Source organism: Streptomyces sp. NBC_00620 (assembly GCF_026341825.1).
Classification (GTDB): Bacteria; Actinomycetota; Actinomycetes; order Streptomycetales; family Streptomycetaceae; genus Streptomyces.
The window spans coordinates 2,448,266-2,471,542 of record NZ_JAPENY010000003.1 but is presented as its reverse complement, the minus strand read 5'-3'; the positions used below and the strand labels follow the sequence as shown (position 1 = coordinate 2,471,542).

Below are 23,277 nucleotides of genomic sequence, written 5' to 3'. Positions count from 1 at the left end.
CCGCCGCCACTCGGCGCTGCGTTGCGCCCCCTGCGCGCCGGTTCGATCCCGCGGCGGTCCGTGGAATTCCAGCACAGTGCCGGATCTCCAACAAGGCCCGAGTACCAGGCTGTGACCTCCGTGACACCTTGTGAGTGCTGCGTTACGAGACGTAGAAAGTGATCTCGTACATAACGGACGTATGCCTACGAGGTGTTGGGGTGTGCGGGGTGTCCCAGTCGCCATGATCAGGAGCGGAATGTCGGCTTCCGTGGAGCAATGTCGGCTTTGCCCGGTCGGGCCGTCGGCCTGAATTGACCGGTTTGCCTGTTAGTAAGTGAGGAAACTCACACCACGATCATGGCGTCTTCACGGCTTCGCCCGGGAATTGCATGTTTAGCCTGACGCTTTACAGGGATGGCGAATCCGACAACCCGCGCCGACTCGGGGCCCTTTGAGCCCGCCCGGCGCCCATGACGACAAGGTCGAGTACAACGGTGAAGACGACGATGATGTTCCGCAACATAGCCAACCCGCGACGCACCACGCTGGCCCACCTCGAGGACGCCGACGAGCTGCAGACGCCGGAGCAGCCGGAGCACACGCTCGACCTCCCCGCCCAGACCGCCAACCCCCGCCGCACCATCCTCATGGAAGCCCCCGTCGCCACCTCTGTCGCGGTCTAGTACGCCCCTCGCCGGCCGTCTGCTCAAGCCGCCGGCCCACGGATGCAGTGGCGCCCGCCGAATTGCGCGAGGCGCCCACCCCTTCCCGCGTTAGCCTGGGGCGTCAGACTCCAGCCAGCTCAGTGAGGGGCGCAACGATCCCGTGCGCATCGCCAGGTTCTCCATCGACGGCAACGTCGCTTTCGGCGCGGTCGAGGGCGACAAGCCGGACGAACTCGTCCTCGACATCATCAAGGGCATCCCGTTCGCGGACTTCGAGCTCTCCGGCACGAAGGTCCCCCTGAACAAGGTGCGGCTGCTGCCCCCCGTGCTCCCCAACAAGGTCGTGGCCTTCGGCCGCAACTACGCCGAGCACGCGCGGGAACTCGGCAACGAGGTGCCCGACGCCCCGTTCGCCTTCTTCAAGCCCTCGACCTCCGTGATCGGCCCCGGCGACGCGATCCAGTACCCGTCCTTCTCGAACGAGCTGCACCACGAGGCGGAGCTGGCCGTGGTCATCGGCCGCATGTGCCGCGAGGTCCCGCGGGAGCGCGTCAAGGACGTCATCCTCGGCTACACCTGCGCCAACGACATCACCGCGCGCGATGTCCAGAAGCGCGAGAAGCAGTGGGCCCGCGCGAAGGGCTTCGACGGCTCCTGCCCGCTCGGCCCCTGGGTGGAGACGGACGTGGACCCCTCCGACCTCACCATCCAGTGCACGGTCAACGGACAGCAGCGCCAGCTCGGGCGCACCAGCGAGATGATCCACTCCATCGAGGATCTGATCGTGAACATCACCGAGGCCATGACGCTGCTCCCCGGCGACGTGATCCTCACCGGCACCCCGGCTGGGGTCGGCCCCCTGAACGTCGGCGACGAGGTCGCCGTCACCATCGAAGGCATCGGCACTCTCACCAACAAGGTGATCAAGCGTGGCTAACGGCTCCGTCCGCGTACGTTTCTGTCCCTCCCCGACCGGCAACCCCCACGTGGGCCTGGTCCGCACCGCCCTGTTCAACTGGGCGTTCGCCCGGCACAACGAAGGCACCCTGGTCTTCCGCATCGAGGACACCGACGCGGCCCGCGACTCCGAGGAGTCGTACGACCAGCTGCTCGACTCGATGCGCTGGCTGGGCTTCGACTGGGACGAGGGCCCCGAGATCGGCGGCCCCCACGCGCCGTACCGCCAGTCGCAGCGGATGGACCTCTACAAGGACGTCGCCCAGAAGCTCCTGGACGCCGGCCACGCGTACTACTGCTACTGCTCGACGGAGGAGCTGGACGCCCGCCGCGACGCCGCCCGCGCCGCCGGCAAGCCGTCCGGCTACGACGGACACTGCCGCGCGCTGACCGCCGAGCAGACCGAGGCCTACAAGGCGGAGGGCCGCACGCCCATCGTCCGCTTCCGGATGCCCGACGAGACGATCACCTTCACGGACCTGGTCCGCGGCGAGATCACGTACCTCCCGGAGAACGTCCCGGACTTCGGGATCGTACGAGCCAACGGCGCGCCCCTGTACACGCTCGTCAACCCGGTCGACGACGCCCTCATGGAGATCACCCACGTCCTGCGCGGCGAGGACCTGCTCTCCTCCACCCCGCGCCAGATCGCCCTCTACAAGGCGCTGACCGAGCTGGGCATCGCCAAGGAGACCCCGGCCTTCGGCCACCTCCCGTACGTCATGGGCGAGGGCAACAAGAAGCTCTCCAAGCGTGACCCGGAGTCGTCGCTGAACCTCTACAGGGAGCGCGGTTTCCTCCCCGAGGGGCTGCTCAACTACCTGTCCCTCCTCGGCTGGTCGCTCTCGGCGGACCGCGACATCTTCTCCATCGAGGAGATGGTCGCCGCCTTCGACATCGCGGACGTGAACCCCAACCCGGCCCGCTTCGACCTCAAGAAGTGCGAAGCCATCAACGGCGACCACATCCGCCTGCTCGACGTGAAGGACTTCACGGAGCGCTGCGCCCCCTGGCTGAAGGCCCCCTTCGCCCCGTGGGCGCCGGAGGACTTCGACGAGGTGAAGTGGCAGGCGATCGCCCCGCACGCGCAGACCCGCCTCAAGGTCCTCTCCGAGATCACCGACAACGTCGACTTCCTGTTCCTCCCGGAGCCGGCCTTCGACGAGGCGTCCTGGACGAAGGCCATGAAGGAGGGCAGCGACGCCCTGCTGCGTACGGCGCGCGCGAAGCTCTCCGACGCCGACTGGACGGACGCGGAGGCGCTGAAGAACGCCGTCCTGGCCGCCGGTGAGGAGCACGGCCTCAAGCTCGGCAAGGCGCAGGCCCCGGTCCGCGTAGCCGTCACCGGCCGCACCATCGGCCTGCCGCTCTTCGAGTCCCTGGAAATCCTGGGCAAGGAGAAGACGCTGGCACGCATCGACGCGGCGCTGGCGAAGCTGTAACCACAGGTACGTGAAAGGGGGCGGCGTCCGGTCCGGGCGCCGCCCCCTTTGCGTGGAGAGGGCCCGGAGTTACCGTCGGACCATGAGTATCAAGGCCTTGGTCTGGGACGTGGACGACACGCTCTTCGACTACACGGGCGCGGACCGGGCCGGGATGCGCGGGCACTTGGCGGCCGAGGGTCTGCTCGACGGGTACGAGTCCGTCGAGCAGGCCCTCTCGCGCTGGCGGGACATCACCGATGTGCAGTGGGCGAGGTTTGCGGCGGGGGAGTCGGACTGGCAGGGCCAGCGCCGGGACCGGGTCAGGGAGTTCCTGGGCGAGCCCCTGAGCGACGCCGAGGCCGACGGCTGGTTCCAGCGGTACGCCGGCCACTACGAAGCCGCCTGGGCCCTCTTCCCGGACGCGCTGCCCGCCCTGGACGCCCTCGCCGCCAGCCACCGGCACGCAGTCCTGTCCAACTCCAGCCTCCACAACCAGGACCGCAAACTCCGCGTTCTCGGCGTACGCGACCGCTTCGAGACCGTCCTGTGCGCGGCCGAACTCGGAGTCTCCAAGCCCGCCGAAGCGGCCTTCCACGCCGCCTGCGAATCCCTCGGTCTGCCTCCGCACCAGGTCGCGTATGTCGGCGACCATCCGGAGATCGACGGACGCGGCGCCGCCGAGGCGGGACTGCTCTCCATCTGGATCGACCGTGGCGGCGCTCACACCGCTCCCGAGGGCGGTCCCAGGGGCCCGCACCAGATTGCCTCGCTGGCCGAACTCCCCGTGATCCTCGGCGCTGATACCCGTTTTGGAGCGCCGTCCACCTTCAGGTAATGTTCTTCCTGCGCCGCCGGAGAGCGAACCGAAAGGTCCAAAAACCGGAGGCGCTAGCTAAAACAAAATCCCCGTGTGGGGTTGTGTTTCAGTGGCCTATGGTGTAATTGGCAGCACGACGGTTTCTGGTTCCGTTAGTCTAGGTTCGAGTCCTGGTAGGCCAGCTCGCAGAGCTCATCTGCAACCGCAGAGGCCATCTCTGCAAGGCCCCCGTTGTGTAGCGGCCTAGCACGCCGCCCTCTCAAGGCGGTAGCGCCGGTTCGAATCCGGTCGGGGGTACAGATCCTTCCCAAGGGAGGCAGTCCGGGTCGCACCCGCTGCCTCTCATGCAGGATCGCTAGGGCCCCCGTTGTGTAGCGGCCTAGCACGCTGCCCTCTCACGGCAGTAGCGCCGGTTCGAATCCGGTCGGGGGTACTTGGATGGTCTGGTCTAGACCACCATTGGGCTATGGTGTAATTGGCAACACGACGGTTTCTGGTTCCGTTGTTCTAGGTTCGAGTCCTGGTAGCCCAGCTGGATCACTTGTGGTCCTTGCCCCCGTTGTGTAGCGGCCTAGCACGCTGCCCTCTCACGGCAGTAGCGCCGGTTCGAATCCGGTCGGGGGTACACGAATCGACGGCCCTCCACTTCGGTGGGGGGCCGTCGGCGTTTTCTGTGCCAACTCCGCGTACGGCACCGTGCGTTCGGCATCCGTCGTCTGTCGCCCGGGGAGGGGGCCTGCCGCGGCGTTGAGGCCGGCCCCACCCCGGTGAAGGTCAGCTGGTGCGGCGCAGGGCCTCGGAGAGACGGCCGGCGGCGTCGATGACCGCCTGGGCGTGCATGCGGCCCGGGTGGCGGGTCAGGCGCTCGATCGGTCCGGAGACCGAGACGGCGGCGACCACGCGGTTCGAGGGGCCGCGGACGGGCGCGGAGACGGATGCGACGCCCGGCTCGCGCTCGCCGATCGACTGGGCCCAGCCCCGGCGCCGTACGCCGGAGAGAGCGGTCGCGGTGAAGCGGGCGCCCTGCAGGCCCCGGTGCAGGCGCTCCGGCTCCTCCCAGGCCATCAGGATCTGGGCCGAGGAGCCGGCCTTCATGGTGAGTGTGGAGCCGACCGGGACCGTGTCCCTGAGGCCCGAGAGGCGCTCGGCCGCGGCGACGCAGATGCGCATGTCGCCCTGGCGGCGGTAGAGCTGCGCGCTCTCGCCCGTGATGTCCCGCAGGTGCGTGAGCACCGGGCCCGCCGTCGCGAGGAGGCGGTCCTCGCCGGCGGCCGCGGCCAGCTCGGCGAGGCGAGGGCCGAGAATGAAACGGCCCTGCATGTCGCGCGCCACCATGCGGTGGTGTTCAAGTGCCACGGCGAGGCGATGTGCCGTGGGTCGTGCCAGTCCGGTCGCCGCGACCAGTCCCGCAAGGGTGGCCGGACCGGACTCCAGAGCGCTCAGGACAAGGGCTGCCTTGTCCAGAACGCCGACGCCGCTACTGTTGTCCATGAAACGATACTCGCGTCTCACTCTGTGAAACGCAAGTTCAATTTTCGGTGGAACGCGCCACCCTTGTAGACACAGCGGCCCGCGGACCAACGGGCCCGGCGGCAGGCGCCCGGTACAAGGGGTACGAGCGTGGCCGCCCCGAAAATCTCTAGTTGGGCCGGCGCCACACGAGCCGGCCGGAGGGAAAGCGATGGGTAGGACACTCGCGGAGAAGGTCTGGGACGACCATGTCGTCCGGCGCGCCGAGGGCGAGCCCGACCTCCTCTTCATCGATCTGCACCTGCTGCACGAGGTGACCAGCCCGCAGGCCTTCGACGGTCTGCGTCAGGCGGGGCGCCCGGTGCGCCGCCTCGACCTCACCATCGCCACCGAGGATCACAACACCCCGACCCTCGACATCGACAAGCCCATCGCGGACCCGGTCTCCCGGATCCAGCTGGAGACGCTGCGCAAGAACGCCGCCGAGTTCGGTGTGCGACTGCACTCGCTCGGTGACGTCGAGCAGGGCGTCGTCCACGTCGTGGGACCGCAGCTGGGCCTGACCCAGCCGGGCACCACCGTGGTCTGCGGCGACTCGCACACCTCCACGCACGGCGCCTTCGGCGCGCTGGCCTTCGGCATCGGCACCTCGCAGGTCGAGCATGTGCTGGCCACCCAGACGCTGCCGCTGGCCCGCCCGAAGACCATGGCCATCACGGTCGACGGCGAACTGCCCGAGGACGTCACGGCCAAGGACCTCATCCTGGCGATCATCACCAAGATCGGTACGGGTGGCGGCCAGGGCTACATCCTGGAATACCGCGGCTCCGCCATCGAGAAGCTCTCGATGGAAGCCCGCATGACCATCTGCAACATGTCGATCGAGGCCGGCGCCCGCGCGGGCATGATCGCCCCCGACGAGACCACCTTCGCCTACCTCAAGGGCCGCGCCCATGCGCCCGAGGGCGAGGAGTGGGACGCCGCCGTAGCGTACTGGCAGACGCTGAAGACCGACGAGGACGCGGAATTCGACGAGGAGGTCGTCATCGACGCCGCCTCCCTCGCGCCGTTCGTCACCTGGGGCACCAACCCCGGCCAGGGTGCGCCGCTTTCGGCGTCCGTCCCCGATCCGGCTTCGTACGAAGACGCTTCGGAGCGCCTGGCCGCCGAAAAGGCCCTGGAATACATGGGGTTGACCGCCGGCGAGCCGCTGCGCGACATCAAGGTCGACACCGTCTTCGTAGGTTCGTGCACCAACGGCCGTATCGAGGACCTGCGTGCGGCCGCCTCGATCGTCGAGGGCCGCAAAGTCGCCGACGGCGTACGGATGCTGGTGGTCCCCGGCTCCGCGCGGGTCGGTCTGCAGGCCGTTTCCGAGGGTCTGGACGTGGTCTTCAAGGAGGCCGGCGCCGAATGGCGGCACGCGGGCTGCTCGATGTGTCTGGGCATGAACCCCGACCAGCTGGCCCCCGGTGAGCGCTCCGCGTCCACCTCCAACCGCAACTTCGAGGGCAGGCAGGGCAAGGGCGGCCGTACGCACCTGGTCTCGCCGCAGGTCGCCGCCGCCACCGCCGTGCTGGGCCACCTGGCCTCCCCGGCCGACCTGTCCGACGCCCGTACGCCCGCTGGAGTCTGAGAAGTCATGGAAGCATTCACCACGCACACCGGCCGGGCCGTCCCGCTGCGCCGCAGCAACGTCGACACGGACCAGATCATCCCTGCTCACTGGCTCAAGAAGGTGACCAGGGACGGTTTTGAGGACGGGCTCTTCGAGGCCTGGCGCAAGGACTCGTCCTTCATCCTCAACCAGCCCGAGCGGGTGGGCGCCACGGTCCTCATCGCCGGTCCCGACTTCGGTACGGGTTCCTCGCGCGAGCACGCCGTCTGGGCGCTGCAGAACTACGGCTTCAAGGCCGTCATCTCCTCCCGTTTCGCCGACATCTTCCGCGGCAACTCGCTCAAGAACGGCCTGCTCACAGTGGTTCTGGAGCAGAAGATCGTGAACGCGCTGCAGGAGCTGACGGAGAACGACCCCGAGGCCGAGGTCACGGTCGACCTGGAGGCCCGCGAGGTGCGCGCCGAGGGCATCACCGCCTCCTTCGAGCTGGACGAGAACGCCCGCTGGCGGCTGCTGAACGGCCTGGACGACATCTCCATCACCCTCCAGAACGAGGGCGACATCTCCGCGTACGAGGCCAAGCGGCCCTCGCACAAGCCGAAGACGCTCCAGGTCTGATTTCAGCCACCGCAACACCCCTCTGTACCCCCAATCGTGGACGGTTGGGGGTACAGCTGTGTCTGCCTCCAGGAGGCCTTCGGAAGCGTTGGTGAAGGGCCCCAACTCCCGTAGTTACAAAGGCGGTTACCGGGGTAGCCGACCTATGGTGCCGGGTGTCGCCGAGGCGCTCAGGAACCCCTCTGGGGACGGCAGTTACCCCCTGCGCAGGCGACAACTCGCCCCAGATGGCACAATCTGTGCATGGAACACGACGGCCAACTCGAGCTCTACATGGCAGTCGCGGCCCAACTCAAGGAAGCGCACACAAGAGTGCGTGCACTGCAAGTCCCGGAGGGCGTACGGATGGCGCTGACCCGGAAGCTGCTGGTCATTACGGCCGTGGCCAAGCACGATCTCGCCGATGCGACAAGGCGTCTGGAGCGGTTCACCACTGACCTCGACGAGGGTCGATTCCTCGAAGAGGAACGCTGAGGAACTTCGCGACAGCCCGAGTTCGTTGCGGCACAAGGGTGATTAGCCCGTTTCGTGTTTGATTTGCGGTATATATCTGCCTAACGTGCGAAAAAGCTTGAACGCATTCGTTCTGGCAATGTCTCCGAAGGGGAAGACGTGAACAAGGCGCAGCTCGTAGAAGCGATTGCCGACAAGGTCGGCGGGCGTCAGCAGGCCGCCGACGCGGTCGACGCCGTACTGGACGCCATCGTCCGCGCGGTTGTCGGCGGGGACCGGGTCTCGGTCACCGGCTTCGGTTCCTTCGAGAAGGTTGACCGTCCGGCCCGTTACGCCCGCAACCCGCAGACCGGGGAGCGCGTTCGGGTCAAGAAGACCTCCGTGCCGCGCTTCCGCGCGGGCCAGGGCTTCAAGGACCTGGTGAGCGGCTCGAAGAAGCTCCCGAAGAACGACGTCGCGGTCAAGAAGGCCCCGAAGGGCAGCCTCTCCGGCGGCGCTTCGGCGACGGTGAAGAAGGCCGCGGCCAAGAAGGCCACCGCCAAGAGGGCGACGGCCAAGAAGACCACCGCCACCGCCAAGAAGACGGTCGCCAAGAAGACCACGGCCACCGCAAAGAAGACGGTCGCCAAGAAGGCGACCGCCAAGAAGACCACGGCGACCGCCAAGAAGGTCGCGGCCAAGAAGACCACCGCCAAGAAGGCGACGGCCAAGAAGGCCCCGGCGAAGAAGGCGACGGCCAAGAAGGCCCCCGCCAAGAAGTCGACGGCGCGCAAGACCACCGCCAAGAAGGCCACCGCCCGCTCGTAGCGAGGGCGCAGAGGCACAACTCACGCGCCGGGCCGGGCTCCCTCCGGGAGCCCGGCCCGCGGCGTTTCCGGGGCCGTTCAGGGCGTTTCCTGGGCCCTTGGGGCCTGTCCGCGGCGCCTAGAACGTCTGCAGGGTGATCAGCGTGATCCGGCGCGCCTCGCCGTCGCCCTCGGTCTCGATGCGCACACGCTGTCCGGGGCGCAGCAGCCGCAGCCCGCCGGCGTCGAACGCCGGGCCGTCGAAGGGCACCGGGGTGCCGTCGTCCAGCAGCACCTGGCCGCTACGGGTTTCGGGGTCGTACGTGTACGCGGTCGCCTGCATGGCGGAAGCCTATCGATTACGGGCCGCCGCTCTCCGGTACGGGTCGGCCGCCCCACCGTCAGCCGTTCGGTTGCTCCGGGATCAGCAGATGTGCGGCCAGTGCTGCCGTGCGGGGGCCCACGCCGAGTGCCAGTGCCGCTCTCAGGTCATCGCCCGTGTCCACGTCCTGGCGTACGGAATCCACTCCGGCGAGGCGGAGTTCCATGGCGCCCGAGGAGCGATGGCGGGCGCGGGAATCTGCGCCGAAAGCCGGGAGCAATTCCCGGCCCGGGATCGCGGCCAGCAGAGTGGTACCGATTGCGGCCGCATCGGGGAGAAATGCGCGGGGAAATTCGGCGGCCGCTTCGAGTACCCGGGCCAATTCCGGCGGGCGCAGCGCGGGCAGATCGGCGTTCAGGGCCGCCACGGCGCTTTCGGGAGTTCGGGCGCGTACGGCGGAGCTGCCGTGCGCCAGGGCGACGTTCAGACCGCCCGGCGGTTCGCGCGTGACGATGCGGGCGCCCAGCGCGGCCAGCTCACGCCCGGCCAGGGCGTCGTCCGTGACTACCGCCACATCACGGACCGCTGCGCAGGCCAGCGCGGCCGCCACGGTGTCCTGCGCGAAGGCGAGGGCGAGTCCGGGGCGCAGCCCGTCGCCGGCGGTGTCCGCCAGCCTGCTCTTGGCACGCGCCAGAGGTTTGAGCGGTATCACCAAGGTCCATTGCACGAGCGCTCCGTCTCTCCCTTGTGGCGCCCATTGTGACCCGGCCGCCATGGCGGTCCGTACGCCGGGGCGTACGGTGTTCTCGACAGACAGACGGCCTGGGGCGACACTTGTGCGGCCCCCCAGGCCCTGGAGGAAGGTGTTCGCGTGCCCCGCCGCAGAATCGGCTTCTGGTACCGCTTCGCAGCGGTCCTCTGCAAACCGCCGCTGGTGGTTCTGATCAAGCGGGACTGGCGCGGGATCGAGAACATTCCGTCCGAGGGCGGTTTTATCACCGCGGTGAACCACAATTCGCATGTGGATCCGTTCATGTACGGGCATTATCAGTACAACACCGGGCGTGTTCCGCGATTCCTGGCGAAGAGCAGCCTTTTCCGGAAGGGGTTCGTGGGTGCCGCGATGCGCGGCACCGGACAGATCCCGGTGTACCGCGAGACCACGGACGCGCTGAGTGCTTTCCGGGCCGCGATCGACGCGGTCGAGCGCGGTGAGTGCGTCGCGTTCTATCCCGAGGGCACCATCACCCGTGATCCCGGCCAGTGGCCGATGACCGGTAAGACGGGCGCCGCCCGCGTCGCCCTGCAGACCAAGTGCCCGGTGATTCCGGTCGCCCAGTGGGGCGCCAACGAACTCCTGCCGCCGTACGCCAAGAAGCTCAACGTCCTTCCGCGCAAGACCCACCACGTCCTCGCGGGCGCCCCGGTGGACCTCTCGCGCTTCTACGGCAAGGAGATGTCCCCGGACGTCCTCAAGGAGGCGACCGAGGTCATCATGGCGGCCATCACCGCGCAGCTGGAGGAGATCCGCGGCGAGAAGGCCCCCGCGACGCCCTACGACCCGCGCCAGGAGCGGGTCGAGCAGCGCAGGCGGACCGCGGCCGACGAGAAGGCCGCCCGGCAGGTCGCCGCCCAGGAAATGGACGCTCAGGAGAACGCGCAGGCGCAGCGCACCGCGCAGGCTCTGCAAAAAGCACAGCAGGAAGAGGGGCAGGGCACGTGAGCAAGCCGGTCAAGGCGGCTGTCTTCGGGACCGGATCGTGGGGTACGGCCTTCGGCATGGTGCTCGCCGACGCGGGGTGCGACGTCACCCTGTGGGCGCGCCGCGCGGAACTCGCCGAAGCGGTCAACTCCACGCGTACGAACCCGGACTACCTGCCGGGCGTCGAGCTCCCGGAGAACCTGCGGGCCACCACCGACGCCGCCGAGGCCGCGCACGAGGCCGACTTCACGATCCTCGCCATTCCCTCGCAGACACTGCGCGGGAACCTCGCGAAGTGGGTGCCGGTGCTCGCGCCCGACACCGTCCTCGTCTCCCTCATGAAGGGCGTCGAACTCGGCTCCACCATGCGGATGAGCGAGGTGATCGAGGACATCGCCAAGGTCGGACCGGACCGCATCGCCGTGGTCACCGGACCCAACCTCGCGCGGGAGATCGCCGCGCGCATGCCGGCTGCCGCCGTGGTCGCCTGCCGGTCCGAGGCCGTCGCCCGGCGACTCCAGTCCGCCTGCCACACGCCGTACTTCCGCCCGTACACCGAAACCGACGTGGTGGGCTGCGAACTCGGCGGCGCCGTCAAGAACGTGATCGGTCTCGCCGTCGGCATCGCGGACGGCATGGGGCTCGGCGACAACGCCAAGGGCTCGCTCATCACACGCGGGCTCGCGGAGACCTCGCGCCTCGGCCTCGCGATGGGCGCCGACCCGATGACGTTCGCCGGACTCGCGGGCCTGGGCGACCTGGTGGCCACCTGCTCCTCGCCGCTGTCGCGCAACCACACCTTCGGCATCAACCTCGGCAAGGGCATGACCCTCCAGGAGACCATCGCGGTCACCAAGCAGACCGCCGAGGGCGTCAAGTCCTGTGAGTCCGTGCTGGATCTGGCCCGCAGGCACGGTGTCGACATGCCGATCACGGAAACGGTCGTCGGCATCGTCCACGAAGGCAAGCCGCCCGTCGTCGCTCTCAAGGAGATGATGTCGCGCAGCGCCAAGCCCGAGCGACGCTGAGCGACAGGGCCCAACGGGCGCTGACTGAGGCGGGTACCAGCGGGTACGCTCAACGCGATATGAGCACCGAGAACCTCCCCCAGAGCCCTGAGCAGGCGCCTCGTAAGCCGCGCGTGGCCGTCGTCTTCGGCGGCCGCAGCTCCGAACACGGGATCTCCGTGGTCACGGCCGGCGCGGTCCTGCGTGCCATCGACCGGACGAAGTACGACGTCCTGCCGATCGGCATCACCCAGGACGGCCGTTGGGCGCTCACCGCCGACGAGCCGGAGCGCATGGCCATCGTCGACCGGCGGCAGCCGAGTGTCGACCTCCTCGCCGACTCGACCGAGGGCGGCGTGATCCTCTCCGTCGACCCGGCCAACCGCGAAGTCGTCTACAGCGAGCCCGGATCGGTCCCCAAGGCGCTCGGCGAGGTCGACGTCGTCTTCCCCGTGCTGCACGGCCCGTACGGCGAGGACGGGACCCTGCAGGGCCTGCTCGAACTCTCCGGAGTCCCGTACGTCGGTGCGGGCGTGCTCGCCTCGGCCGTCGGCCAGGACAAGGAGTACATGAAGCGGGTGTTCACCTCCTTCGGGCTGCCCGTCGGCCCCTATCTGGTGATCCGTCCGCGCGAGTGGACCGGCGACGAGCAGGGGGCCCGCAAGCGGATCGCCGGCTTCGCCGGTGAGCACGGCTGGCCGCTCTTCATCAAGCCCGCGCGCGCGGGGTCTTCGATCGGCATCACCAAGGTCGACTCCTTCGAAGGCCTCGACGAGGCGATCGCCGAGGCACAGCGCCACGACCCGAAGATCATCGTGGAGGCGCTGCTGCGCGGCCGCGAGATCGAGTGCGGCGTCCTGGAGTTCGAGGACGGGCCGCGCGCCAGCGTGCCCGCCGAGATCCCGCCCGTGCAGTCGCACGCCTACTACGACTTCGAGGCGAAGTACATCGACTCGACGCCGGGCCTCGTACCGGCCCCGCTGACGCCCGAGCAGACCGCGGAGGTCCAGCGGCTCGCGGTCGAGGCGTTCGAGGCGGCCTCCTGCGAGGGCCTGGTGCGCGCGGACTTCTTCCTCACCGAGGACGGGGAGTTCGTGATCAACGAGATCAACACCATGCCGGGCTTCACGCCCATCTCGATGTACCCGAAGATGTGGGAGGCCAGCGGCGTGAGCTACCCGGAGCTGGTGGACCGCCTGGTGCAGGCCGCGCTGAACCGTTCCACCGGGCTGCGCTGAACCGTTTTCCACCGGGCTGTGCCGAGTGCCCCCACCGGGCTGCGGTGAGGGCCCTTCTGGCACTCCTGTACGTCAGTCGGCGATTCCTTCGGGGATCGCCTTCTTGACGGGCCCGGCGAAGTCGGTGAGCGGCCCCGCGCCCTCGTCGGCCCGCTCCTTGGGCAGCCTCACCTCGACGTATGCCTTGCGCAGGCTCGTGGTGAAGACGTACGAGCCGTCGTCCTGTTCCTCGACCAGCCAGCCGACCCCGTCCACGTCGGCCCCGTAGGCGTTCGGGTCGTTCATCTTGGCGGGTCTGTCGACACCGCAGCGCAGTATGATCGCCGGGCTTCCCCAGCCCGCGGTCAGCGCGGACCGGGGCTCGGGATCGTTCCGGTCGAGGTCGTCCACTTTCTCCGGCAGCGCCTTGTCCAGGTTCTGGCACAGCTTCGTGACCTTCGCGTCCGGACCGGGAACCGCGGCCGAGGGTTCGTCGTCTGCCGAGGAGCAGCCTGTGGCGGCGATCAGCAGAGCGAGAACGGGCAGCCCGAAGGCAGCGGTGTGCCGGTGACGGAAGAAGTTCACCGGCCAAGGGTAGACGGGGGCTACAGGTGCACGACCGGGCAGGTCAGGGTGCGGGTGATGCCGTCCACTTGCTGGACTTTGGCGACCACCATGCGACCGAGGTCGTCGACCGTGTCGGCCTGGGCCCGCACGATCACGTCGTACGGTCCTGTCACGTCCTCGGCCTGGATCACCCCCGGGATCTTGCTGATCGTCTCGGCGACGGTCGACGCTTTGCCGACCTCCGTCTGGATCAGGATGTACGCCTGTACCACGGAACCTCCAGGGCGGCCACGAGGATCATGTGGGGAAAAGGAACGCCACGGTATCGCGTCGCCGCTCGCCGCGGGGAGACCCGCGGTGACTGGGGCTTGCGCGCCGGGGTGCACAGACTGCACAAGTTGACGGTCGATTCGACCGTACCGAGTACGGAGACGGCACGCGACCGCACCGAGGACGGTTCGCGTAGCGCGGCACATGCGGTACGTCACGCGGTTCGTACGCGACGTACCGTGGCGCAGACAGGAAGAGAAGGGGCAGTACGACTATGAAGGGCACCGTGGGCGAGTTGGGGGAGTTCGGGCTCATCAAGGAGCTCACCTCGCGTCTCACCACCACCCCGGCGGTCCGGGTCGGCCCCGGCGACGACGCCGCGGTGGTGGCCGCGCCCGACCGCAGGGTCGTGGCGAGCACCGACATCCTCCTGGAGGGGCGGCACTTCCGGCGCGACTGGTCGACGGCGTACGACGTCGGGCGCAAGGCGGCCGCGCAGAACCTCGCGGACATCGCCGCGATGGGCGCCGTACCGACCGCGCTGCTGCTCGGCCTGGTCGTCCCGGCCGAACTCCCCGCCACCTGGCCGTCCGAGATGATGGACGGGCTGCGCGACGAGTGCCAGGTCGCGGGCGCCTCCGTGGTCGGCGGCGATGTCGTACGCGGCGACACCATCATGGTGTCGATCACCGCGCTCGGCGATCTGCGCAACCACGAGCCGGTGACCCGGGGTGGCGCCCAGCCCGGTGACGTGGTCGCCGTGACGGGCTGGCTGGGCTGGTCGGCGGCTGGCTTCGCGGTGCTCTCCCGGGGCTTCCGTTCGCCGCGCGCCTTCGTGGAGGCGCACCGGCGTCCGGAGCCGCCGTATCACGCGGGTCCCGCGGCGGCCGGGCTCGGCGCGACCTCGATGACGGACGTCAGCGACGGGCTGATCGCCGACCTCGGGCACATCGCCGAGGCGAGCAAGGTGCGCATCGACGTGCGTTCCGGCGACATCGACATCCCGACCCAGATGAACGACATCGGGCAGGCCGTCGGCGTCGACCCCATCCAGTGGGTGCTCACCGGCGGCGAGGACCACGCGATCGTCGCCACCTTCCCGCCGGACGTGAAGCTGCCGGCCCGCTGGAAGATCATCGGCGAGGTGCTCAACCCGTCGGCGCTGCCTCAGGTGACGGTGGACGGGGCGCCGTGGACGAGCAAGGGCGGCTGGGACCACTTCGGGGACATCGAGTCGTGAGTGCGCCGCCGAGGGTTCTGACGGTCGCGGGCTCGGACTCCGGTGGCGGGGCCGGGATTCAGGCCGACCTGAAGACGATGCTGGCGCTCGGCGTGCACGGCATGAGCGTGATCACGGCGGTCACCGCGCAGAACTCCCTCGGCGTGCAAGGCGCTTGGGAGCTGCCGGTGGCGGCCGTGCGGGCCCAGTACCGCAGCGTCGTCGACGACATCGGTGTCCAGGCGGTCAAGACCGGCATGCTCGCCTCCGCCGAACTCGTCGAAGCCGTGGCCGAGTTGATCGGCGACACTGCCGCGCCGGCCGTCGTCGACCCGGTCGGCATCTCCAAGCACGGCGACTCGCTGCTGGCCGCTTCCGCGCTGGATTCCGTACGTACGAAGCTGCTGCCGGCCGCGACCGTGGCGACGCCGAACCTCGACGAGGTGGCTCAGCTCACGGGCGTACGGGTCGAGTCGGAGGAGCAACTGCGCGGCGCCGCGGCGGCTGTGCTGGCGTACGGCCCGAAGTGGGTGCTGATCAAGGGCGGCCATCTGTCCGGAGACGCCGTCGATCTGCTGACGGACGGGTCCGAGGAGCACTGGCTGCGCGCGCCCCGCCACGACAACCGACACACGCACGGCACGGGCTGCACGCTGGCCTCGGCCATCGCGTGCGGGCTGGCGAAGGGGCAGTCGGTGCCTGAGGCCGTCGCGATGGCCAAGGAGTACGTCACCGGGGCGATCGCGGCCGGGTTCGCGCTGGGGGGCGGGATCGGGCCGGTGGATCATGGGTGGCGGTTCAGGGTGGGCACGTAAGCGTTTGCGTAAGCGTTTACGCGAGTTTTTGTGTGGGCGCAGCAAAGAACCGGCCCACCATGAGGTGGACCGGTTCAGTGCAAGCGAACCAGCAGTGGCCGCGCGCTAGCGGTTGTCAGCGCGTGACCTTGCCGGCCTTGATGCACGAGGTGCAAGCGTTCACGCGCTTCGGCGTCCCGCCGACCACAGTACGAACGCGCTGGATGTTGGGATTCCAGCGACGGGGCGTACGGCGGTGCGAGTGCGAGATGCTGTTGCCGAAGCCCGGCCCCTTGCCGCAGACGTCGCAGTTGGCAGCCACGGGCTCACTCCAAAAACTTCAGATGCACTTACGGTGGATCCCGGCATGCCGGGATCAAGATCTACGATCTGAGTGGCGTTGCCAGGAGGAAGGCCCGATGAGATCGGGCAACCGGAGCAGCATACAACGACTGCGTCCAGACAACGAAACTACCATGGCTGCTCAGGGCCACGCCCCAGCCCTCCGCAGGCCCCCTACCGACAGTAACCCCTTCTGGGTCTACGCTGCGTCCACGTCCAGCTGCTCAAGGAGGCGCAGGTGCCGCAGGTGCCGCAGACGTTCGATGCTCTCGCGGTGCGCACCTGGTGCGGTCTCGCGCTGGAGGCGCTGGGACGGGCGCGCGAGGAGATAGACGCGATCAACGTCTACCCGGTGGCCGACGGGGACACCGGCACCAACCTGTATCTGACGCTGGAGTCGGCGACCGCGGCGGTCGAGGCGGTCTTCGCAGGGCATGAGGTCGGGGGGCGCGAGGCCGGTGGGGGTGACGAGGCCGGTGGGGGCAGGCCGACGCTCGCCGACGCCGTACGGGCGATGGCCCACGGGGCGCTCATAGGGGCCCGGGGCAACTCCGGCACGATCCTCGCGCAGCTGCTGCGCGGCATGGCGCAGGTGCTCGCCGCCGACAGTGAGACCGCTCACACCGACGGGCCGGGCCTGCGGCTCGCCCTCCGGCAAGCCGCCGATTCCGCCCGCCAGGCCGTCGCGCACCCCGTCGAGGGCACGGTCCTCACGGTCGCCTCGGCCGCCGCCGACGCGGCCAACGGCGCCGAGGGGGACTGCGGCACGGTCGCACGCGCGGCGTACGAGGGGGCGCGGGCGGCCCTCGCCGCGACGCCGGGGCAGCTGGCCGTCCTGGAGCGCGCCGGTGTGGTCGACGCGGGCGGACGGGGGCTGGTCGCGGTGCTGGCGGCGCTGGTGGAGACCTTCACGGGGGAGGCGCCGAGGATGCGCCTCGGCTCTCCCGAGGTCCACGCGCGCGTGGCGGCAGTCGTGACCGAGGTCGACATCGTCGGTGCCGGCATCGGCGGAGTGCACCCCGACGTGTGCGAGGACGGAGTGCCGGAAGAAGGCGGGCCCGCCTTCGAGGTGATCTATCTCCTGGAGGCGGAGGACGCGGCCGTGGACCGGTTGCGGGGCCGACTGGACCTCCTGGGCAACTCGCTCGTCGTCGTCGGCGGGGACGGGCTGTGGAACGTCCATGTGCACGTGGACGACGCGGGTGCCGCCGTGGAGGCGGGCGTCGAGGCCGGGCGGCCGTACCGGATCAGGATCACGCACTTCGGGCTCGGGGACGTCCACACCGGGGGACCGGGACGGCCGCCCCGGGAGCGGGCGCAGCGGGCCGTCGTGGCGGTCGTGCCCGGAGAGGGGCTGGCCGGGCTGTACGCGGAGGCCGGGGCGACCACCGTGCTCGCACGGCCCGGGGAGCCGCCCGCGAGCGGAGAGCTCGTCGAGGCCGTACGGCGTGCCCACGCGCGCGAGGTGGTGCTCCTGCCCAATGACGCCGAGCTGCGTCACACCGCGGCCGCAGCCGCCGAGCAGGCCCGCGTGGACGGTGTGCGGGTCGCGCTGATCCCGACTCGCTCCGCGGTTCAGGGCATCGCCGCGCTTGCCGTGCACGAGCCGGAACGGCGCTTCGACGAGGACGTCGTCGCCATGACCTCCGCGGCGGGTGCCACCCGCTACGCCGAGGTCGTCGTCGCCGAGCGTCAGTCCTGGACCATGGCCGGCATCTGCCAGGCCGGAGACGTCCTCGGCCTCATCGACGGCGATGTCGCCGTCATCGGCTCCGACATCACCACCACCGCCGAATCCGTCCTGGACCGCATGCTCTCCGCCGGGGGCGAGATGGTGACCCTCGTGCTGGGTGACGAGGCGCCCGACGCCATTGCCGCCCATCTGGAGTCCCGGGTTCGGGAGTCGTATCTGGCGGTGGACACGGTGGTGTATCGGGGCGGGCGGCAGGGGGCGTTGTTGTTGATCGGGGTGGAGTAGACGGTGGGGTGGGGGTGGGTTTTTCGCCCCCTCCGCCCCTTCCCGTCCCGTTCCTGGGGGCTGCGCCCCCAGACCCCCGCATCGCGCTGACGCGCTCGTCCTCAAACGCCGGACGGGCTGAACCGGGCGTAGCCCGGAAGTACGGGAAGGGTAGGGGCGGAGGGGGCGAAAAACCCACCCCCCACCCCCACCGGTCAGCCCTCCGAACTCGCCCCCGTCAGCTTCAGCATGTTCTCCGCCTCCGCGCACCGCGCCTCCGCGGTCTCCCCCTCCACCCCCGCGTACGCGGAAAGCACCGCACGCGCGCGTGCCATGGCCGCGGCGGGTCGGTGGAGGTCCGCCTCCAGCCACCCGGCGGCGAGTTCGGCACCGGTACGGACCTCGAGGACCTCGTCCCCGAGGGAGGCGAACACCGAGATCGCTTGAGTGACATGGGCAAGGGCCTCTTCGTAAGAGGCCCTTGCCGAAGCCTCCTCCGCGCCGTCCGGCACGGAACGAGCCACCAGGTCGCCGAACTGACGGTAGGTGTGCCCGAGTTCGGCGACGAGCCGGAGTTGCACGCCCTCGTCCTCGGGGGAGTCGGAGGCGACCGGCACGTCCTGGATCGCGACCTCGCACTCCCGCACCGCCGCCGCCATCAACTCCCGTGCCCCGTCGAGCCCTGCCTCCGTACGGGCGGCTGCCCAGGCACGGGCCCGCAGCGAGCGCACCAGCCCGTGGACGTTGCCGAGCTCGCGCCAGAGGTCGCCGGCGCGGGCGTACGCCTGGTCCGCCTGGGCGGGCAGCCCGGCATGGCCGAGGGCCTCGGCCGCGAGATGGGCGAGCATCGCGTGGTCGCGCTGTTCGGACCAGTGGCGGGCGATGTCGGCGGCCTGCAGCCAGCGTTCGGCGGCCTCGCGGTGATCGCCGAGTTCGGTGAGACAGTCGCCGAGCCACCACTGGGTCTGCACGATCGCACCGTCGCCGTGCATGTCGGTGGTCAGGTCGGGCAGCGCGGACTCCAGTATCTCGGCGGCCTCGGCCCACCGTCCCTGCCGGACCAGGAAACCGCCGAGCTGATGCCGGGCCCAGGCGCCGAGCGTGGCACTCTGGCCCGCTTCGTCGGCCCAGTGTGCGGCCTCGAGGGCGTGTTGGGCGGCGGGCCCGAACTGCCCGGTGCCGCCGAGGATTTCGGCGAGCTGAAGGTGCAGTTGCGCATGACCCGGCGCCTCCATGTGCAGCGCGCCGTGCTCCAGCGCCGCGCGCGCCGCCCGCTCCGCGGCCTCGGCGTCGCCGAGGTGCAGGGCGATACCGGCGAGCCGCGCCTCGTGCTCCACGGCGAGCCACGGCAGCCCGGCCGACACATAGGTCTCGACGGCCCGCCCAAGCAGCTCCGCGGCCTGCTCGGCGTCCCCGGAACGCGCCGCGAGCTCCCCGAGCATCGCCTGCGCCTCCGCCGCCCGCGAGGCCAGCCGCACGTCCCCGACATGCGGCTCGGCAAGAGCCAACAACTCCCGCGCCGCGGCTTGGGCAGCGCCCACGACGTCGCCGTCGGGCGTGCCCGCGCTTTCCGCTGTCCCTGCGCTTTCGTCCGCGTCCGCGTCGCCGTCCACCCGATGCATCAGAACCCGCGCCCGCCCCACCAGCACGGACGCCGTCTGAGACACCCCCGTCCCGCCCTCCGCGAAGAGCGCGAGCACCCGCTCGTACAGCTCCGAGACGGCCGTCAGGGCCTCCTCGGTCCCGCCCGTCAGGGCGAGTACGTACGCGGCGCGGGCGCGGGCTGCAAGGGCCTCGCCGGGGTCGTCCGCCTCGGCGTACAGCTCGGCCGCTTGATGGAAGAGCTCGATGCCGTCCGGGCCGAGCCCCATCGCCGCGTGGTCGGCGATCTCCGCGCGGTCGCGGGCGTCCAGCTCGTGGCCCTCGGCGGCGCGCGAGACCGCCGCCCACGCCTCGACGGCGTCCGGGCTCCGGGAGTCCGAGAGGCGGCGGGCCTCGGTGAGCAGCGCGGGGAGGTCGGGCTCGGTGGCCGGTTCCGTGACGGCGGGCGGCCGGGGCGCGTGTGCCGTGGGCGCGGGGCGTGAGGAGCGCACGCCCAGCGGCAGCCGATCCACGAGCGCCGGCTGGTTCATCCGAGAGCGGGCACGCGCGCTGACGTACGACGTGCCGTTGCGCGCGTCGAAGCGCGCCGCCAGCGAAAGTGCCTCCCCGCGCGCGTGGGCGGCGAGGTCGCGTGCGGTCCACGCGCGGCCGGCCGGCCCGGGAACCGTCTGGTCGCCGAGCCCGAGGGAGGTCAGGCGGTCCATGAGGAGGGCCACCACCGCCATGAAGTCCAGCTTGCTGCGCGGGTCCCCGGAGTCCGTGAAGTACGCGGGGCGCTCGGCGAGCAGTTCCAGCGCGCGCGCCTCGTTGCCGGAGAGCGCGCAGAACTCCACGTGGTCCGCGTACGCGCCGCGCATGCTCTCCATGGCGCGGACGAGCCGGAAGCCCCGCAGATGGTGGGCGCGCGCCTCGTCCACGCGCCCCAGGCGCAGCAGGGGCACCAGGGAGGACGCGAGGACGGTGTGCGGCTCATGGGCGCAGGAGTACTCGCCCTCCAGGACCGGGCCCCACAGCTCCAGCGCCTCCGCGTCGGAGCCGCGCTGCGCCCGCCACCACCCCTGCCCGTGCAGCTCGCACGCGTGGCAGTCGGCCATGGTGTCCCGGTCGGCGGCCAGCCAGGCGGCGTACGCCCGCTCGGCGCGGTCCAGGTCCCCGAGGTGGGCGGCGACGCTGAACTCGGCGCTGCGTACCGCCCGTTCGGAGTGTCCGGCCAGCCGGTAGCGGTGCTCCATCTCGCCGAGCCACTTCTGGATGGAGGCGAGCGGAATGTGCGGCTGGTCCAGCATTCCGGCCGACATCCACTTGAAGACCCAGTGCAGGGAGTGGATCTCGTACTCGTCGAAGTCCTCGGGGCGTTCGTCCCACATGCGCAGCAGGCGCGCGAAGGGGACGAACATCTTGTCCTTCTCGGAGCTGTAGTTGTAGACCTTCAGCTGGTGCCCGAGCGCCTCGATCACCGCGAGGGGGATGCCGAGTTTCTCGGCCGCGGTGAGAAGTTGCTCCGCGCGCGCGTTGCGGGCCGGTCCCTCCGGCTGGTCGTAGTTGTCCGCCATCGCCTGGCGGAGGGCGTCGAAGTCCGTGATTCCGTCGATCCCGCTCATCGGTGGCCGTCCTCCCCGGAGTTGGTGTGCGTGGCCCATTCGAGGAGGCCGATGAACGCGCGGTTGAGGAGCGCGGAGTCCGCTGGCCGCAGCGGGCGCTGGGCCATCAGCAGGGCCTGTCCGTAGAGGGACTCCGTGGCGGTGCCGATCAGCTCCGGGTCGTCCAGTGAACTGATCCTCCGGATCAGCGGGTTGAGGTGGTTGAGCACCAGACGCGCACGTGGAGCGCTGCCGCGCAGCGAGCCGAGGATGCCGGCCCACAGGTCGTCGGCCTGGTCCTCGGCCTCCGCACGGGCCTGCTCGTGGCGGGCTGCCCGGTCGTCCAGATGCAGGGCCGGGACCGAGAGCGGGTGGAAGGCACGCAGGACCACATCGCAGCCCAGGGGGTCGAGTTTGGCCCGCGCGGCCCCCAGGAAGGCCGACAGCGCCAGCTCCTCGGCCGGGTCGACCGAGTCCAGGTGCGCCGTCACGGTGTCGGCGTCCAGCTCCGAGACGACCGTCCCGGGGCGCACCGACGGCAGCGCCTCGACCAGTTCGCTGTCGTACGTGTAGCCGCCGTTGACGACCCCGACGCCCTGCGCGGAGGCGATCGGCGCGACCTGCCGGTACTCCTCCACGGTCCGCGTGAAGTGCACCACCGGGTGCCGCTGGGCGAACTCCTCCAGGGAGAGCCGCCCGTCGGTCGTCTCGAAGGGCAGCCACGGCAGCATCGTGCGCAGCATCTCGGTGTCGTGCCGGGCAAGGGACTTCACGCCCAGGTAATGCACGGAGAGGAAGGCCGCCAGCCGATCCGGGTCGCCGGCCGCGAGCCCGGTCAGCCAGGACCGGATCCGCTCGCCCAGCGCCTCACGTACGGCGGCGAGCGTCTCGTCCTCGTACAGCGACTCGCGCGAGGCGGTGGGCCGCAGACTGTCCGTGTCCAGGACGCAGCGCACGAAGAACGCCCAGTCGGGCAGCAGCTGTTCGGCCCGCTCGGTGAGCAGCATGCCCTTCAGGTGCACGCGATGGCTCGCGCGCTGGGCCGGACTGACCGAGGACGGCAGGACGTACGCCACCCCCCGGATCCCGGCGAGCGGCACGTCCAGGTCGATCGAGTCCAGCGGCGTGAACCCGAACAGGTCGTGGCAGTGCCGCGCCAGGGCCACTCTTCGGGTGGCGGGGCTCGGGTACGCGCGGTCCCAGGGCGCCGGAAGGTCCGTGATCGCCTCGTCGCCGACCCGAACGTCGTACGGCAGCAGCGCACCGAAGTCCCGCGCCAGCGACCGGACCTTCTCCTCCGTGAGCCACTCGCCGGCCCCGGCCCGCGCCACCAGGTGCACGGTGGTGCCCGGTTCGGTGCGCGCCTCGTGCGGCAGCGTGCGCACGGTGTACGAGCCGTCGTCGGCCGCCGTCCACTCCACGGGCGGTGCCTCGGGCGTACGCGCGCTGCGGCTGACGACCCGGATTCGCTCGGCCACCACGAAACATGCGAGCAGCCCGATGCCGAACTGGCCCAGGAAATCCGAACGCGCCGATTCCAGACCGTCGTTCCGCTTGGAGCTGCGGCCGATGGTCGCGAGGAGGCTGTGGACGTCGGACTCGGTGAGCCCGATCCCGGAGTCCTCGACACGCAGGGTGCCGTCCTGGGCGTACAGGCGCACGGTGGCAGGAGCGTCCGGCTGTTCCGCGCGCCGGGCGGTGATCGCGTCCACGGCGTTCTGCAGCAGCTCGCGCAGATAGACCTTGGGACTCGAGTAGAGGTGATGGGAGAGCAGGTCCACCAAACCGCGCAGATCGACCTGGAACGTATGAGGTGACTGGGATGCCTGGGATGACTGTGAGGTCTGAGAATCCATCGTCGCAGCGCCGGTGGGGGGACGGGCGACGGCGCGGGGTCGGGCGGTCCCGG

Annotated in this window: 22 protein-coding genes and 5 tRNA genes; 19 read left to right on the top strand and 8 right to left on the bottom strand. The window is 70.1% G+C overall.

The window, feature by feature from the left end; genetic code table 11:
- The first annotated feature begins 476 nt into the window (after positions 1-476).
- The 9 genes from OG246_RS41965 (at position 477) to OG246_RS41925 (ending at position 4,470) form a co-directional block, all read left to right on the top strand.
- Positions 477-665 carry a hypothetical protein gene (locus OG246_RS41965; protein ID WP_266474672.1) on the top strand — a complete coding sequence of 63 codons (189 nt, stop codon included), beginning with the start codon at positions 477-479 and terminating at the stop codon, positions 663-665.
- A gap of 142 nt (positions 666-807) precedes the next feature.
- Complete coding sequence (locus OG246_RS41960; protein ID WP_266474671.1) at positions 808-1,584, top strand: fumarylacetoacetate hydrolase family protein; 777 nt, start codon at positions 808-810, stop codon at positions 1,582-1,584.
- Entirely contained in the window at positions 1,577-3,046 is a 1,470-nt protein-coding gene (gltX, locus tag OG246_RS41955; RefSeq protein ID WP_266474670.1) for a glutamate--tRNA ligase, read from the top strand. The genes OG246_RS41960 and gltX overlap by 8 nt, the downstream gene beginning before the upstream one ends.
- Positions 3,047-3,128: 82 nt before the next feature.
- On the top strand, positions 3,129-3,863 hold the full coding sequence (locus OG246_RS41950) for an HAD family hydrolase (protein ID WP_266474668.1): 735 nt from the start codon (positions 3,129-3,131) through the stop codon (positions 3,861-3,863).
- A gap of 92 nt (positions 3,864-3,955) precedes the next feature.
- Positions 3,956-4,027: transfer RNA gene (locus OG246_RS41945), tRNA-Gln, on the top strand.
- A 42-nt stretch (positions 4,028-4,069) separates the two neighbouring features.
- Positions 4,070-4,142: transfer RNA gene (locus OG246_RS41940), tRNA-Glu, on the top strand.
- Between the two features lie 63 nt (positions 4,143-4,205).
- A tRNA-Glu gene (locus tag OG246_RS41935) sits at positions 4,206-4,278 on the top strand.
- A gap of 27 nt (positions 4,279-4,305) precedes the next feature.
- A tRNA-Gln gene (locus OG246_RS41930) sits at positions 4,306-4,377 on the top strand.
- Between the two features lie 20 nt (positions 4,378-4,397).
- Positions 4,398-4,470, top strand: a tRNA-Glu gene (locus OG246_RS41925).
- 149 nt (positions 4,471-4,619) lie between these two features.
- Here the strand turns inward: OG246_RS41925 and ndgR are convergent.
- On the bottom strand, positions 4,620-5,336 hold the full coding sequence (ndgR, locus tag OG246_RS41920) for an IclR family transcriptional regulator NdgR (RefSeq protein ID WP_123997509.1): 717 nt from the start codon (positions 5,334-5,336) through the stop codon (positions 4,620-4,622).
- 190 nt (positions 5,337-5,526) lie between these two features.
- Here ndgR and leuC point away from each other — a divergent pair, with 190 nt between their 5' ends.
- The 4 genes from leuC (at position 5,527) to OG246_RS41900 (ending at position 8,811) form a co-directional block, all read left to right on the top strand.
- Positions 5,527-6,951 (top strand): 3-isopropylmalate dehydratase large subunit, encoded by a 1,425-nt coding sequence (leuC, locus tag OG246_RS41915; RefSeq protein WP_266474667.1) that lies wholly within the window; start codon positions 5,527-5,529, stop codon positions 6,949-6,951.
- A 6-nt stretch (positions 6,952-6,957) separates the two neighbouring features.
- The gene (gene leuD / locus OG246_RS41910; RefSeq protein ID WP_266474665.1) at positions 6,958-7,551 is read left to right on the top strand and encodes a 3-isopropylmalate dehydratase small subunit; all 594 of its coding nucleotides are present in this window, start codon (positions 6,958-6,960) and stop codon (positions 7,549-7,551) included.
- Positions 7,552-7,794: 243 nt separating this feature from the next.
- Positions 7,795-8,025 carry a hypothetical protein gene (locus OG246_RS41905; RefSeq protein ID WP_266474663.1) on the top strand — a complete coding sequence of 77 codons (231 nt, stop codon included), beginning with the start codon at positions 7,795-7,797 and terminating at the stop codon, positions 8,023-8,025.
- A 138-nt stretch (positions 8,026-8,163) separates the two neighbouring features.
- Complete coding sequence (locus OG246_RS41900) at positions 8,164-8,811, top strand: HU family DNA-binding protein (RefSeq protein WP_266474662.1); 648 nt, start codon at positions 8,164-8,166, stop codon at positions 8,809-8,811.
- Positions 8,812-8,928: 117 nt separating this feature from the next.
- Here OG246_RS41900 and OG246_RS41895 read toward each other — a convergent pair whose 3' ends face one another.
- Both OG246_RS41895 and cofC read right to left on the bottom strand, forming a co-directional pair.
- Positions 8,929-9,132, bottom strand: a complete 204-nt coding sequence (locus tag OG246_RS41895) for a hypothetical protein (RefSeq protein WP_266474661.1) — start codon at positions 9,130-9,132, stop codon at positions 8,929-8,931.
- 58 nt (positions 9,133-9,190) lie between these two features.
- Positions 9,191-9,838 (bottom strand): 2-phospho-L-lactate guanylyltransferase, encoded by a 648-nt coding sequence (gene cofC / locus OG246_RS41890; protein WP_266474660.1) that lies wholly within the window; start codon positions 9,836-9,838, stop codon positions 9,191-9,193.
- Positions 9,839-9,982: 144 nt separating this feature from the next.
- Between cofC and OG246_RS41885 the strand changes: the two genes are divergently transcribed.
- The 3 genes from OG246_RS41885 to OG246_RS41875 are packed head-to-tail and all read left to right on the top strand — an operon-like array spanning position 9,983 to position 13,058.
- Entirely contained in the window at positions 9,983-10,834 is an 852-nt protein-coding gene (locus OG246_RS41885) for a 1-acyl-sn-glycerol-3-phosphate acyltransferase (protein WP_266474659.1), read from the top strand.
- Positions 10,831-11,841 carry an NAD(P)H-dependent glycerol-3-phosphate dehydrogenase gene (locus OG246_RS41880; RefSeq protein WP_266474658.1) on the top strand — a complete coding sequence of 337 codons (1,011 nt, stop codon included), beginning with the start codon at positions 10,831-10,833 and terminating at the stop codon, positions 11,839-11,841. The genes OG246_RS41885 and OG246_RS41880 overlap by 4 nt, the downstream gene beginning before the upstream one ends.
- Before the next feature lie 59 nt (positions 11,842-11,900).
- Positions 11,901-13,058: a D-alanine--D-alanine ligase family protein gene (locus tag OG246_RS41875; RefSeq protein WP_266474657.1), complete on the top strand. Its 1,158-nt coding sequence runs from the start codon at positions 11,901-11,903 to the stop codon at positions 13,056-13,058.
- A 72-nt stretch (positions 13,059-13,130) separates the two neighbouring features.
- Here the strand turns inward: OG246_RS41875 and OG246_RS41870 are convergent, their stop codons facing one another.
- Entirely contained in the window at positions 13,131-13,622 is a 492-nt protein-coding gene (locus OG246_RS41870) for a DUF3515 domain-containing protein (protein WP_266474655.1), read from the bottom strand.
- 20 nt (positions 13,623-13,642) lie between these two features.
- The gene (locus tag OG246_RS41865; protein WP_003997603.1) at positions 13,643-13,876 is read right to left on the bottom strand and encodes an Lrp/AsnC family transcriptional regulator; all 234 of its coding nucleotides are present in this window, start codon (positions 13,874-13,876) and stop codon (positions 13,643-13,645) included.
- A gap of 272 nt (positions 13,877-14,148) precedes the next feature.
- Between OG246_RS41865 and OG246_RS41860 the strand changes: the two genes are divergently transcribed.
- Together OG246_RS41860 and thiD are read left to right on the top strand one after the other, a co-directional pair.
- Positions 14,149-15,114, top strand: coding sequence for a thiamine-phosphate kinase (locus OG246_RS41860; RefSeq protein WP_266474654.1), 966 nt, complete (start codon positions 14,149-14,151; stop codon positions 15,112-15,114).
- The gene (gene thiD / locus OG246_RS41855) at positions 15,111-15,908 is read left to right on the top strand and encodes a bifunctional hydroxymethylpyrimidine kinase/phosphomethylpyrimidine kinase (protein WP_266474653.1); all 798 of its coding nucleotides are present in this window, start codon (positions 15,111-15,113) and stop codon (positions 15,906-15,908) included. The genes OG246_RS41860 and thiD overlap by 4 nt, the downstream gene beginning before the upstream one ends.
- Positions 15,909-16,023: 115 nt before the next feature.
- Here thiD and rpmB read toward each other — a convergent pair whose 3' ends face one another.
- Positions 16,024-16,209: a 50S ribosomal protein L28 gene (gene rpmB / locus OG246_RS41850; RefSeq protein WP_266474652.1), complete on the bottom strand. Its 186-nt coding sequence runs from the start codon at positions 16,207-16,209 to the stop codon at positions 16,024-16,026.
- A 258-nt stretch (positions 16,210-16,467) separates the two neighbouring features.
- Here rpmB and OG246_RS41845 point away from each other — a divergent pair, with 258 nt between their 5' ends.
- Positions 16,468-18,207, top strand: coding sequence for a DAK2 domain-containing protein (locus tag OG246_RS41845; RefSeq protein WP_266474651.1), 1,740 nt, complete (start codon positions 16,468-16,470; stop codon positions 18,205-18,207).
- Between the two features lie 194 nt (positions 18,208-18,401).
- Here OG246_RS41845 and OG246_RS41840 read toward each other — a convergent pair whose 3' ends face one another.
- A complete protein-coding gene (locus OG246_RS41840; RefSeq protein ID WP_266474650.1) occupies positions 18,402-21,389 on the bottom strand; it encodes a tetratricopeptide repeat protein in 2,988 nt (995 codons plus the stop codon).
- The gene (locus OG246_RS41835; protein WP_266474649.1) at positions 21,386-23,224 is read right to left on the bottom strand and encodes an HSP90 family protein; all 1,839 of its coding nucleotides are present in this window, start codon (positions 23,222-23,224) and stop codon (positions 21,386-21,388) included. The genes OG246_RS41840 and OG246_RS41835 overlap by 4 nt, the downstream gene beginning before the upstream one ends.
- Positions 23,225-23,277 lie beyond the last annotated feature (53 nt).